Genomic DNA, 12,660 nt, shown 5'->3' with positions numbered 1-12,660 from the left:
TCGTCACTCCTTTCCTGCGACTGTTGCGGTGGCGGTCGCGGCTGCCGCGTGCTTGCCCGAACGGCTCGCACCCAGCGACATCACTTCGCTCTTGGTCATGGACCGGGCCTCGGCCTTCATGGCCTCGTACTCGGCGCGCTTACGACGGGACATCTTCTTGTCCTTCATGACCCAGCGCTGGATCCAGGTCATCACGATGATGATGACGAACAGGATGAAGGAGATCGCGGCGCCACGGCCCCACTCCTGGCTGTTGAACGCGGCGCTGTAGGAGAGGTACGCGGTGGTGAGCGTGGTCTTGGCCGGACCGCCCTGCGTACCGGTGTAGATCTGGTCGAACACCTGCCAGGTGCCGATGATGCCGAGCGTCACGACGGTGAAGATCGTGGGCTTGAGCTGCGGGACGGTGACCTTCCACATGCGCTGCCACGGAGTGGCGCCGTCCATGATGGCCGCCTCCTCGGTGGCCTCGCCGATGCTCTGCAGCGCGGCGATGAACATGAGCATGTACGTGCCGGAGGTGGTGAAGATCACCATGAGGATGATGGCGAACATGGCCACGGACGGGCCGGCCAGCCAGTCCCAGGCGCTTACGCCGAGGAAGCTGTGTTCGGTGAGCACGGCCGGGCCGTTCTTGACGCCAAGCGCGCCGAGGAAGATGTGGATGATGCCCTGCGGGTCGTTGAACCAGTTCGGGCCGTTGACGCCGAACCACTTGAGCATGGCGTTGATCGGGCCGGCCGCGTTGAACAGGAACAGCCACAGCACGGTGATAGCCACGGAGCTGGTGACCGAGGGGAAGTAGAAGGCGGTACGGAAGAAGCCGCGGGCCTTCAGGATCTTGCGGTTGAGCATCACCGCGAGCGCCAAGGAGAGGAGCGTCTGCAACGGGACCACGATGAGCGTGTACCAGGCGTTGTTGCGCAGGGCCGTGCCGAAATCGCTCTGGGCCAGGCCCGGCTTGGCGAGCACGTCGGTGTAGTTCTCGGCGCCCACGAAGCTCACGTTGCCGCCGAACGGGGTGCCGCGGCCGGTCCAGTCGGACACGCTCACCCACAGGGCCATGAGGATGGGGACGAACATGAACACGCCGAGGATCACGATCATTGGCAGGCAGAACAGCCAGCCGGAGATCTCCTGACCCCTGCGGTCGATGTGCTGGCGCGGGATCTTCCGTGCCCGCCCCTTGCGCGGGGTTGCCGCCTGTGTTGCAGACATGCTTCAACTCCTTTGTTGATTGGGGTTTCCGTGTGTGGCTTGGCTCCCCTGCAATTGCGGACGAACTTCGTTCGCGTTTTGCCGGCTCGACCGTCGTCTCGCACATTGCCTGCAAACAGTCCTGCTGTTTGCTTCACGGTAATGTCCTCAGAGAGGGGAGCCAAGCCGCCAGCGGAAACTACTTGAGGATGGCTTCGAGGTTGGTCTGGGTCTTGTCCAGGATCGTCTTGGGATCGCCGGTCTTCAGACCCTCGAGCTGGGCGTTGAAGTCGGTGACCACGTCGGCGGCGCCCTTGGCGGTCGGCACGGTCACGGAGTAGTCAAGGCCGTCCATGAAGGCGGAGAGGTCCGGGAACTCGCCCTTCCAGGTGTCGGCGAGGGTCTTGGTGGCGGGCATGATGCCGAACGCCTTGGCGAAGCCCATCACCACGTCGTCGCTGGTGAGGTACTCGACGAGGTCGATGGCGCCCTGCTGGTTCTTGCTGTCGGCCGCGATGCCCCAGCCGTTGGTGAAGTGCATGGTGCCCTTGCCGGCCGGGCCCTCGGGCAGGGCCACCACCTTGTACTTGACGTCCGGGTAATCGGCGGACAGGCCGCCGGTGATCCAGTTGCCTTCGATGGTCATGGCGGCCTTCTTGGAGCCAAAGGCCTCGCCGCCCCAGCCGGTGCCGAGGTCGGAGGCGTACTTCACGGTGCCGGTGTCAAGCAGGTCCTTGACCTCGGTGAGGCCCTTGAGGGATTCGTCCGTGTTGGCGATGGCCTTGGAGCCGTCGTCGCTGACCAGGCCGCCGCCGGCCTGCTTGAGGAACACGCCGATGCGGGCGTACTCGCCGTTGAAGGCCAGACCCACGTGGTCGTCGTTGGTGAGCTTCTTGGCCACGTCGGCCAGCTCGTCCCAGGTGGTCGGGTAGTCGGCGTCGGTCAGGCCGGCCTCGGACCACATGTCGGTGTTGATGACCAGCTGCAGGGTGGAGACGTCCTTCGGGGCGGCGTAGAGCTTGCCGTCGTAGGTGAAGGTCTGCAGGAGGTTGTCATAGAAGTCGCTCTTGTTCTTGAGCTGGTCGCCGTAGGCCAGGAGGGAACCGTTGGAGGCGTGGCCGGCGAGCTGCTCGGGGGCCAGGTAGAACACGTCGGCCGGGTCGCCGCCGGCGAAGCCCTGGGAGAGCTGCTGGGCCAGGTCGTTGGCTACCTGCACGGTGGCCTTGGTGCCGGACTTCTCGGACCAGGCGGCCACGGCGTCCTTGACGGCCTTGGTCTCGGTGTCGCCGGAGGAGCCGATCAGCACGGTGAGCTCCTGCGAGCTGTCGCTGGTGGGCTTGTCGGAGCTGGCGTTGTCATCGAAGCCGCTTCCGCCACCGCATCCGGCCAGCAGGGTCAGCACGGCCACCGAGGCCGCGGTGATCATCGTGAGCTTGTTCCTGTTCCTCATCTTGGGGTCCTTTCCTTCCGAGCGTCGCGCCCGTCCATGTCTTCATCGCCATTGTTCGGTTGTAGCGCCCATTAGAACGTTCAAAATCTTTTCCACAACATCACCGCAGACCCTTCGGCCACACACGGCGATACTTGGAGGCTCCGGCGATCAACATCGACCTTGCTTGCCAACCACCAGAATTGTTACGTTCTAATAAGTGGTTATATAATAAACTCCAACACCGAAATCTGTCAAATCCGGTACGCTTGTTGGAACGAACCAACGACGGAACCGCACGGCAGGCACCGACGCCCCCGGCTTGCAACCGAGCCGATCTCATGAAGGGACACACCATGGTCAGCATCAAGGACGTTGCCAAGGACGCCGGCGTTTCGCCGCAGACCGTATCCAACTGCATCAACAACCCCTCCATCGTCAAACCGGCCACGCGCAAACTGGTCGAAGCCTCCATCGAACGGCTCAACTACACCCCCAACGCCTCGGCCCGCCGCCTGCGCACCCAACGCAGCAACACCATCGGCATCGGCATCGCGCCGGTCAGCTACTCGCAGGTCTACGACCGGTTCCTGCACGCGCTCGTCACCGAGGCCGACGCCAACGGCATTCGCGTGATCCTGTACAAAACCGACTCCCAGCAGGACGAGATCCGCCAGTTCGACGCCCTGCGCGCCCGCGGCGACGTGGACTCCTTCGTGCTCACGGACACCACGCACGACGATCCGCGACTCGCCTGGCTGCACGAGCACCACCAGCCGTTCGTGTTGTTCGGCCGCCCGTGGGGTGCCGACGACATGAACGACCCGGCCACGCCGTGGGTGGATGTGGACGGCCATTACGGCATCGCGGAGATGACCCAGCACCTCATTCTGCATGGGCGCAAGCACATCGGATTCATCGGCTGGCCGGGCGTGTCCGGCACCGGCATGGACCGATACGCCGGCTGGCGGGACGCCATGCTGGGAGCCCGTATGGCCGGGCCCGACGAACTCGAGCAGCTCTACGAGGAGGCCAAAAACGATATCCTCTCCGGCCAGACCGCTTGCATCGCACTGCTGGACCGGCGGCCGGACCTGGACGCGATCGTCTGCGTAAGCGATACGCTCGCCATCGGCGCGGCCACCGTGCTGCCGAGCGACACGGACATCATCATCACCGGTTTCGACGATACGGTCTCCGCACGTTCGATGGGACTGTCCAGCATCGCGCAGCCGCTCATCGAAAGCGCGCGGCACATCGTGCGTATTACACAGGAGCAGTTCGTCGCTCCAGCCGCGGGCCGCGCGGGAAACGGCACGGGTGGGGCGACGGGCAGCGGCGGAACGTCCGTCAATCGGAAGCCCGACGCTATAGTCTCCGCCCCGCCGACCGACGACCGGCACGTGCTGCTCAAGCCGACCCTCGTCATTCGCTGACCGTTCGGCCGCGGACGGCCACGGCTTCCCGGCGCGCCTTGCCGGGCACGGGCCGTTTCCCGCAGTGTTCCGCCGCCCCGGTCATGTATGCATGCCCCTTATCCGCCCGGCTGCCGGGTCGGCTTCCGTTCGGCGGTTCGGGATTCATGGACTACGCTTAGGAGCTATGGAACTTCACGTTTTGAACCACCCGCTGGTCGAGCACAAGCTCACCGTGCTGCGCGACAAGAACACCCACTCCTCCACCTTCCGCGAGCTCATCTCCGAACTCGTGATGCTTGAGGCCTACGAGGCCACCCGCGACCTGTCGGTCGTGTCCACGCCGATTGAAACTCCAGTCGCCCCGATGACCGGCAAGAAGCTGGCCGAACCGCGCCCGATCATCGTGCCGGTGCTGCGCGCAGGCCTGGGCATGCTCGACGGCATGACCCGCCTGCTGCCGACCGCCGAAGTGGGCTTCCTTGGCATGAAGCGCGACGAGGAGCACCCCACCCAGCAGATCACCTACGCGAACCGTCTGCCCGATGACCTCACCGGCCGTCAGTGCTTCCTCATCGACCCGATGCTCGCCACCGGCGGCACACTGGTTGCCGCCACGCATTATCTGGCCGAGCGCGGCGCCAAGGACGTCACCGCCATCAACATCATCGCCGCCCCCGAAGGCATCAAGTACGTCGAGGAGCACATCGATCCGTCCATCGACTTCAAGGTCGTGGTGTGCGCGGTCGATGAGAAGCTCAACGACAAGTGCTACATCGTGCCGGGACTCGGCGACGCCGGCGACCGCCTCTACGGCGTCATTGATTAACGGAGCGTATACCGCTTTTCTTCAGCACTCGACGCACCGCAGTGCGTCTTCGGCTTCAGACAGCGGTCTCCGCACACGTTAATCAATGCCGCACGATTATCGACTGACACCTTATTCTTGGCTCCCCTCTCTGAGAGGAGCCAATGTAATGGAAAACACCACATGCAAATCGACATCATTGCGCCTGGGCGCGTGAAGGAGCGCTACCTGCGCGACGCCATCGACGAATATTCCAAGCGACTCTCGCGCTACTGCAAGCTCAACATCATCGAGGTGGCCGACGAGAAGACACCCGAGCACGCCTCCGAAGGCGTGGAACGGCAAATCAAGGCCAAGGAGGGCGAGCGTATCGCCAAGCACCTGCGCGACAACGCCTTCGTCATCGCGCTGGCCATCGACGGCAAGCAACTGTCCAGCGAGGAGCTGGCCGCGAAAATCAACGACTTGGGCTTGCGCGGCATCAGCCATATCCAGCTGGTGATCGGCGGATCCATCGGACTTGACGACGCGATCCTGCGCCGGGCCGACTTCAAGCTGAGCTTTTCGAAGATGACCTTCCCGCACCAGCTCATGCGCGTGATTCTGCTCGAGCAGGTCTACCGCGCGTACAAGATCAACGCCGGCGAGCCGTACCACAAGTAGCGGATACACATCAGTGGGTCAGCCATCACATGGCTGGCACTGTTAATTAAATCAAGGGCGGTATGAGTTCGGCTGGACTACCCCTCAGTCAGCTTCGCTGACAGCTCCCCTGACAAGGGGAGCCGAAAATGAGGGCGGCCCATGGTGTAGGAAAAGTCCTCTACACCATGGGGACGTTCGCGTCACTGCGCGTCGGGCACGAACGCCTCGAAGATGTGGCGGTCGAAGTACCGGTCGCACTTGGCGAGCTCGTCGGAGCTGCGCACGGTCCACGAGACCGCGGTTGCACCCATCGAACGGGCCAGACGGACCTGCGGTGAGGCACCGCCCGTCCAGTCGTAGGCCACGAAATCGGGGCGTGACAGCCAGTCGAAGGCCAGCAGACCGGCGGCCCATTCGGCGGGACCGTTCTCCTGCAGCTTGGCCGGCCAGCTCAGCTGACCGCGGCACACTTCGGGGTGGTGTTCCTTGTACCAGTTCACCGCGCCCGGGTGGAAGGATTCGATGACGTACGGGCCGTCATAATCGGCGAGCAGCGCATGGCCCTTCTCCATCAGCTCCTCAGTGCGCGCGTTCCATGCGGCGTTGTCGCTGAACTTGTACTCCACGATGAGCGGCGCGCGGCCGGCCACCACGGCCAGCACATCGGAGAACAGCGGCACGTGCTGGTAGTAGCCTTCGGGCGCGGCGGACGGCGTGACCACCAACGGCGGGTTCTGCTCGGCACCCGGCAGCGGCGCGGCCTTGAGATCGCCGGGTTTGCCGTTCGGGAAGAGCGGGATGCGGGTCAGCTCGTCGTAGGTCAGGTCCTCGATGCGGCGCGGATCGCCGGCCACACGCATCAGGTCGGCGTCATGGACCACGACCACCTGGCCGTCGAGCGTGAGCTGCAAATCGAGTTCGATGCCGTAGCCGGCCTCGCAAGCGGCGGCGAAGGCGGCCAGCGAGTTCTCGGGGGCGAGCGGGCCGGTCACGTCGGCCGAACCGTAGCCGGCCTTGAGCGCCATCTCGCGGGCGAGCGCCACGTATTCCTTGTTCTCGGCCATGGAGAGGGCGGTGGAGTCGGCCTGTGCGCTGACCGGGTTGTCGCCGCCGTACGACTCCAGATCGTCGGCGCTGACCAGACCGGAACCGGCGTCGTGCAGGCCACGGTGCGCGTACCAGACGTCCGGGATGGAGGGCACAAAGTTGCGACGCTTGTCATTGAACGTGCGCGGGGCCAGCGCCCACACGGCGGCACCTGCGGCGGCAACGCCGGCCAGCGCCGCATTCCTCAAGAATTTCGACATAACGATCCTTCCGTTGCGGTGGTATCAGATTACCGCCGCTCCCCCATTTTTCGGCGCGCGGAGTCCATGAATATCTGATGAATTCGAACGCCAGCCGGGGATGCGATGGACGTGACTCGTTGACTTCCGTCGGCATCGCATGCCCGGCGCGATGGACGAATTCCTCCGTGCTACAACGCGGATGCCAACCAGTCCGGAGTAGTGGGGGCAGCCGGGTCGAGCGCACGGTCGGGGTGATCGGCACGCAGCGGCGCCCAGCTGAAATCGTCCAGCAGTTCGTCGGCATGGCATGGTTCCGGCGTGGGCTTGGCACGCAACAGCCAGGCGCAGTAACCGATGATCTGTTCGGGGGTGACGCCGCGGCCGCGCAGGGCGCCCATGTCCAGCGAACGTTCGCGTTTGGCGAGGCGACGGCCGGCCGCGTTGTCGATAAGCGGCAGGTGCGCATAGACGGGACTCATCGGGGACTGTTGATGAGTCGGCGCATCGACCGCGGCGGCAGCAACGCCATCGTATTCCGGCTTGAATCCGCCGGCCAGCAGACAGCGGCGAATCCACATCTGCAAGGCGGTGGAGCGCAGCAGGTCGCGGCCGCGAACGATGTCATCGACGCCCATGTCCAGGTCGTCCACCACCACGACCAACTGGTATCCGAACAGCCCGTCGGCCCGGCGGATCACCGAATCGCCCACCTCGCGCGGCAAATCGTAGCGCTGCGGACCGTAGACGCAATCGTCGAATCGGGCGACCGTTCCGGCGATTCCCTCATCGGCCGCATTCCCATCATTTCCGGAGGCACCGGCGTCGTCACCCGCAGAACGCCCGCCGAACGGTCCGGCGGCCGCATTCCGGCTGGAACCGTCAGGGATTCCGACGCCACCCCGTCCGGGGACGGCGGCGGGCTCGCCTGTCTCCTCCCCCACCTCCGGCATGGCGATGCGCAGGGAGTGTTGGTCGCCGCGGGCCAGTCGCGCGCGGACCTCCTCGGGGCGGTCGCGCAGCAGGCGGCGGCAGGCGCCGGGATAGACCATGAACCCGTCGCCCTCATTGGGAGCGGAGGCGGCGCGGATGTCCGCGCGCGAGCAGAAGCACGGATAGACCACGCCGGCCGAACGCAGACATTCGAGCGCGTATTCGTAGCGTTCGGTGCGGCGGGATTGGAACATGGGCTCGGCGTTGTCCCAATCGAGGCCGAGCCAACGCAGGTCGTCCATCATAAGCCGGTCGGCACCGGCAATCACGCGCGGCTTGTCCACATCCTCGATGCGCAACAGCATACGTTCGCCGCGCGCTCGGGCGGACAGCCATGCGGCCAGCATGGCATACACGTTGCCAATGTGCATGCGCCCCGACGGCGTGGGCGCGAATCGTCCGGTCATGGCCCTTCCTCCTCGTGTGTAACGTTCGCAGCTTCCTGACACAGTATTCACCGACATGTACCCGACCCGCGCTGACGCTCGCAACTCTTCAGCATCGAACGCTTTGCCCACTATCTCGCTTACGAGGGGCTGATTGAGGGCTTTCGGAACATCTATCTGTGTTACAAGGGGCTGCCCCGACGAGCAAGAACAAGTAGAAATGGCATACCGCAACGTCATTCCGCCATTTCTAGGCGGTATCTACTTCAGCAAGAGCCCCTCGTAACGCAGATAGGTCTTTCAGGGACCAGAAATCAGCCCCTTGTAAGCGAGATAGCATATCCGGCAACAAAAAATGGTGGCTGCGGGAATCCGCAACCACCATTTGCAACAATCCGGATGACGTGGGGCAGGGCAATCATGCCACTACCGGCACCAATCAGGCCGGCGCCATCACCGTCACTTGTCGGCGGTGACGTCGTCCACGTTCACGTCCGGGTCATCACCGACGATCTGGTCGCTCGCCCAGGCGGAGAGCTCCAGATGTTCGCCGCCGGTTTGGTCGACCAGCACGGTGTCGCCGTCGTGGACCTTGCCGGCCAGCAGCATGCGGGCCAGCTGGTCACCCACCTCGGTCTGCACCAGACGGCGCAGCGGACGGGCGCCGTATGCCGGGTCGTAGCCGGTGTTGGCCAGCCACTCGCGGGCGGAATCGGTCACGTCGAGCGTGATGCGACGGTCAGTCAGACGCTGGGCCACGGACTTGACCTGGATGTCCACGATGCCGCCCAGCTCCTCGCGGGTGAGCGGGTGGAACATCACGATGTCGTCCAGACGGTTCAGGAACTCCGGCTTGAAGTTCATGTGGACCGCGTCCATCACGGCCTTCTTCTTGGCGTCCGGGTCCATGTCCTCGTTCACCAGGAACTGCGAGCCGAGGTTGGAGGTCATGATCAGAATCGTGTTCTTGAAGTCCACGGTCCTGCCCTGGCCATCGGTCAGACGGCCGTCGTCGAGCACCTGCAGCAGCACGTCGAAGATCTCGGGGTTGGCCTTCTCGACCTCGTCGAACAGCACCACGGAGTACGGGCGACGACGCACGGCCTCGGTCAGCTGACCACCCTGCTCGTAGCCCACGTAGCCGGGGGCCGCACCGATCAGGCGGGACACGGACGCCTTCTCCATGTATTCGGACATATCGATGCGCACCATGGCCTTCTCGTCGTCGAACAGGAAGTCCGCGAGCGCCTTGGCAAGCTCGGTCTTGCCCACGCCGGTGGGGCCGAGGAACAGGAACGAGCCGGTCGGGCGGTTCGGGTCGGAGATACCGGCACGCGAGCGACGCACGGCGTCGGATACGGCCTGGATGGCTTCCTTCTGGCCGATCACGCGCTTGCCGAGGTAGTCCTCCATGTGCAGGAGCTTCTCGTTCTCGCCCTGCATCAGGCGGCCGACGGGGATGCCGGTCCAGTCGGAGACGATCTCGGCCACGGAGTCGGCGTCCACGCGGTCCGGGACCATCGGCTCGTTGGCCGGGTCGGTGGAACCGGTGTCCTTGGCTTCGGCGTCCGCGTTCTCGGCGGCGGAGAGTTCCTTCTGGATGGCCGGAATCTCGCCGTAGAGGATCTTCGATGCCTCGGCCAGGTTGCCCTCACGGGTGAACTTGTCCGCCTGCACGCGCAGGTCATCGAGCTTGGCGCGCAGTTCGCCGACCTTGTTGTGGCCGGCCTGCTCCGCATCCCAACGCGCCTTGAGGCCGCTGAGCTTCTCACGGGTGTCCGCGAGTTCGGCCTGCAGCTTGCCCAAGCGCTCCTTGGATGCCGGATCCTCGGCCTTCTTGAGCTGCATCTCCTCCATCTCGAGGCGGGTCACCTTGCGCTGCAGCTCATCGATCTCCTCCGGGGAGGAATCGAGCTCCATACGTAGGTGTGCGGCGGCCTCATCGACCAAATCGATGGCCTTGTCGGGCAGCTGACGACCGGAGATGTACCGGTTGGACAGGGTGGCGGCGGCCACCAGCGCGTCGTCGCCGATCGTGACCTTGTGGTGCGCCTCGTAACGCTGCTTCAGGCCACGCAGGATGGCGATGGTGTCCTCCACGGACGGCTCGCCCACGTACACCTGCTGGAAACGACGCTCCAGAGCCGGGTCCTTCTCGATGTTCTCGCGGTACTCGTCCAGGGTGGTCGCGCCGATCAGGCGCAGCTCGCCACGGGCCAGCATCGGCTTCAACATGTTGCCGGCGTCCATGGAGCCCTCGGCGGCACCAGCGCCCACGATGGTGTGGATCTCATCGATGAACGTGATGATCTGGCCGTTGGCGTTCTTGATCTCGTTGAGGACTGCCTTCAGGCGCTCCTCGAACTCGCCACGGTACTTCGAACCGGCCACCATCGAGCCCAAGTCAAGGCTGATGAGCTTCTTGCCCTGCAGGGTGGTGGGCACGTCGCCCGCCACGATACGCTGGGCCAGGCCCTCCACGACTGCGGTCTTGCCCACGCCGGGCTCGCCGATCAGCACCGGGTTGTTCTTGGTACGACGGCTCAGGATCTGGATCACACGACGAATCTCCTGGTCACGGCCGATCACCGGGTCCAGCTTGCCTTCCTTGGCGGCGGCCGTCAGGTCGGTGGAGTACTTCTCCAGGGCCTTGTACGAGCCTTCCGCGTCCGGGCTGGTCACCTTGGCACCGCCGCGCACGCCGGGTACGGCCTTGCGCAGAGCCGCTGCGGTGACGCCGTTCTTCTCCAAAATCTCGGCCGACTGGTTCGGCTTGCTGGCCGCGATGCCGATGAGCAGGTGCTCGGTGGAGACGTATTCGTCGCCCATGGCCTGCATTTCCTTCTCGGCCTGCGCGATGGCGGCGGTCAGCTGACGGCTGGCCTGCGGCTGCGAGGTGGTGGAGCCGGAGGCGCTGGGCAACGCAACCAGGGCGTTGCGCACGGCGGCGCCAATGGCCTGCGCGTTGCCGCCCGCGGCCTCGATGAGCGAGCGCGTCACGCCGTTCTCCTGGCGCAGCAGCGCATCCATCACATGCAGGGTCTCGACCTGCGCGTTTCCTGCGGCGGACGCACTCTGAATGGCGTCGCCGACGGCCTCTTGGGCCATGGTGGTGAACTTCTGTTCCATGATGTGTTCCTCCAAAGTCTTCTTGTATGCCTGTTCGCGGTGTGGCGCCCGGTCCGCCGGACCCGTGGCCCGGTCGAACCCGATCGCCCGCCCGCGCAGGCATTCGTGTCATGTTCTGATTCGTTCAACCCGTCTGCCGCCCATTCTATTCCCAAAAGTTGAGCGAAGGTGACTCAAGTTTTGAATTCACTGCGGGATAACCCAGTCGAAACCGGCCCACGCCTAAGCTGCGTCCGCCCGTACCCGAGCCGCACCCGGCCTGCGCGAAAATGTCCACGATATGCCCGGCGCCGCGAATCCCGCATCAGGGGTTCCTATGCTGACTCTTATCTGTCATGCGCCCGCCGCGCACGATTCGGGCCCAGCCCGCCCGGATTCCACGGCCTGGCGCCATCCGAGGGATAAGAAGAAGCTCCATGATTTTCCAATCCGGCGCGCTGCTGCTGGCCATCATCGGCCCCTACGCGCTCAAGCACCTGCATATCTTCGGCGAGCGCGACTACAAGGTGGCGCAGGGTCTGGTGTTCAACCTCACGCTGCCGTGCGCGATCATCCTCTCGTTCGCCACGAATAAGCACGACATGCGCATGCTGTGGATCGTGCTGTTCGGCTTCTTCGCGTGCGCGATCCCGCTGTTCATCGTCTATCTCGGCTCGCGCGGCGACGAGAAGAACTACCGCGCCTTCCAGATGCTCAACGCCTCGGGCCTCAACCTCGGCGCGTTCTGCCTGCCGGTGGTGCAGACGTTCATGGGCGCCTCGGCCGGCCTGCCCATCATCATGCTGGATATCGGCAACGCCACGGTGGCCACGGCGGGCTCCCTGACCATCACGCGCACGCTGCTCAGGATGGACGAGAATTTCAAGTCACTGCCGCTTTCGCTGCGACTGCGGAACATCGCCCGTGATTTCCTGGGGTCGATCTCGTTCGACATCTACATGCTGATGCTGGTGTTCATGTTCCTGCACATCACGATTCCGCAGCCCATCGTGACGCTCATCACCCCGTTCGCCAACGCGAACGCCTTCTGCGCGATGGCCATGATCGGACTCATGATGGAGATTCCGGACAATCGCAAGGACCGCATGGAACTGCTCAAGGTGATCGGCTGGCGCGCGGTGTTCGGCGTGATCATCGCGGTGGCCGCATGGTTCCTGCTGCCGTTCGACATGCGTATCAGGGAGATCATCGTGCTGGGCGCCTTCGCCCCGATCACGATCTTCTCCACCAAGTTCACCGATTCGCTCACCGGCAACGCCAAGCTCGCCGGCTTCTCCCTGACCGTGACGGCGATCATCTCGCTGGCGGTGATGACCGCACTGCACGCCATTCTGCCGGCCTAGCTTTGGTTCCCCTCAGTGAGGGGAACCAA

At 64.4% G+C, this 12,660-nt stretch carries 9 protein-coding genes; 4 read left to right on the top strand and 5 right to left on the bottom strand.

Annotated features, from left to right (window positions below):
- Positions 1-3 precede the first annotated feature (3 nt).
- Together DF196_RS04865 and DF196_RS04860 are read right to left on the bottom strand one after the other, a co-directional pair.
- Positions 4-1,218: a carbohydrate ABC transporter permease gene (locus tag DF196_RS04865; protein ID WP_109056763.1), complete on the bottom strand. Its 1,215-nt coding sequence runs from the start codon at positions 1,216-1,218 to the stop codon at positions 4-6.
- Positions 1,219-1,396: 178 nt separating this feature from the next.
- Positions 1,397-2,647 (bottom strand): sugar ABC transporter substrate-binding protein, encoded by a 1,251-nt coding sequence (locus DF196_RS04860; protein WP_109056762.1) that lies wholly within the window; start codon positions 2,645-2,647, stop codon positions 1,397-1,399.
- 335 nt (positions 2,648-2,982) lie between these two features.
- On the opposite strand from DF196_RS04860, the gene DF196_RS04855 reads away from it, so the two are divergent.
- The 3 genes from DF196_RS04855 (at position 2,983) to rlmH (ending at position 5,512) form a co-directional block, all read left to right on the top strand.
- Positions 2,983-4,062 (top strand): LacI family DNA-binding transcriptional regulator, encoded by a 1,080-nt coding sequence (locus DF196_RS04855; RefSeq protein WP_109056761.1) that lies wholly within the window; start codon positions 2,983-2,985, stop codon positions 4,060-4,062.
- Positions 4,063-4,228: 166 nt separating this feature from the next.
- On the top strand, positions 4,229-4,870 hold the full coding sequence (gene upp / locus DF196_RS04850) for a uracil phosphoribosyltransferase (protein ID WP_109056760.1): 642 nt from the start codon (positions 4,229-4,231) through the stop codon (positions 4,868-4,870).
- Between the two features lie 162 nt (positions 4,871-5,032).
- Positions 5,033-5,512, top strand: a complete 480-nt coding sequence (gene rlmH, locus DF196_RS04845) for a 23S rRNA (pseudouridine(1915)-N(3))-methyltransferase RlmH (RefSeq protein WP_109056759.1) — start codon at positions 5,033-5,035, stop codon at positions 5,510-5,512.
- 182 nt (positions 5,513-5,694) lie between these two features.
- Here the strand turns inward: rlmH and DF196_RS04840 are convergent, their stop codons facing one another.
- From DF196_RS04840 to clpB, 3 genes are all read right to left on the bottom strand, one after another.
- The gene (locus DF196_RS04840) at positions 5,695-6,801 is read right to left on the bottom strand and encodes a glycerophosphodiester phosphodiesterase family protein (RefSeq protein WP_109056758.1); all 1,107 of its coding nucleotides are present in this window, start codon (positions 6,799-6,801) and stop codon (positions 5,695-5,697) included.
- A gap of 170 nt (positions 6,802-6,971) precedes the next feature.
- On the bottom strand, positions 6,972-8,180 hold the full coding sequence (locus tag DF196_RS04835; protein ID WP_109056757.1) for a glutamyl-Q tRNA(Asp) synthetase: 1,209 nt from the start codon (positions 8,178-8,180) through the stop codon (positions 6,972-6,974).
- 438 nt (positions 8,181-8,618) lie between these two features.
- Entirely contained in the window at positions 8,619-11,288 is a 2,670-nt protein-coding gene (gene clpB, locus DF196_RS04830; protein WP_109056756.1) for an ATP-dependent chaperone ClpB, read from the bottom strand.
- Between the two features lie 416 nt (positions 11,289-11,704).
- Here clpB and DF196_RS04825 point away from each other — a divergent pair, with 416 nt between their 5' ends.
- Entirely contained in the window at positions 11,705-12,631 is a 927-nt protein-coding gene (locus DF196_RS04825; RefSeq protein WP_109056755.1) for an AEC family transporter, read from the top strand.
- Positions 12,632-12,660: the final 29 nt, after the last annotated feature.

Source organism: Bifidobacterium callitrichidarum (assembly GCF_003129905.1).
Lineage (GTDB): Bacteria > Actinomycetota > Actinomycetes > Actinomycetales > Bifidobacteriaceae > Bifidobacterium > Bifidobacterium callitrichidarum.
This window is presented reverse-complemented; position numbering and strand designations above follow the sequence as displayed.

Bases quoted from the DNA above. Each gene is read 5' to 3' on its own strand.
- DF196_RS04865 (WP_109056763.1), bottom strand. From the start codon at position 1,218: ATGTCTGCAACACAGGCGGCAACCCCGCGCAAGGGGCGGGCACGGAAG.
- DF196_RS04860 (WP_109056762.1), bottom strand. From the start codon at position 2,647: ATGAGGAACAGGAACAAGCTCACGATGATCACCGCGGCCTCGGTGGCC.
- DF196_RS04855 (WP_109056761.1), top strand. From the start codon at position 2,983: ATGGTCAGCATCAAGGACGTTGCCAAGGACGCCGGCGTTTCGCCGCAG.
- upp (WP_109056760.1), top strand. From the start codon at position 4,229: ATGGAACTTCACGTTTTGAACCACCCGCTGGTCGAGCACAAGCTCACC.
- rlmH (WP_109056759.1), top strand. From the start codon at position 5,033: ATGCAAATCGACATCATTGCGCCTGGGCGCGTGAAGGAGCGCTACCTG.
- DF196_RS04840 (WP_109056758.1), bottom strand. From the start codon at position 6,801: ATGTCGAAATTCTTGAGGAATGCGGCGCTGGCCGGCGTTGCCGCCGCA.
- DF196_RS04835 (WP_109056757.1), bottom strand. From the start codon at position 8,180: ATGACCGGACGATTCGCGCCCACGCCGTCGGGGCGCATGCACATTGGC.
- clpB (WP_109056756.1), bottom strand. From the start codon at position 11,288: ATGGAACAGAAGTTCACCACCATGGCCCAAGAGGCCGTCGGCGACGCC.
- DF196_RS04825 (WP_109056755.1), top strand. From the start codon at position 11,705: ATGATTTTCCAATCCGGCGCGCTGCTGCTGGCCATCATCGGCCCCTAC.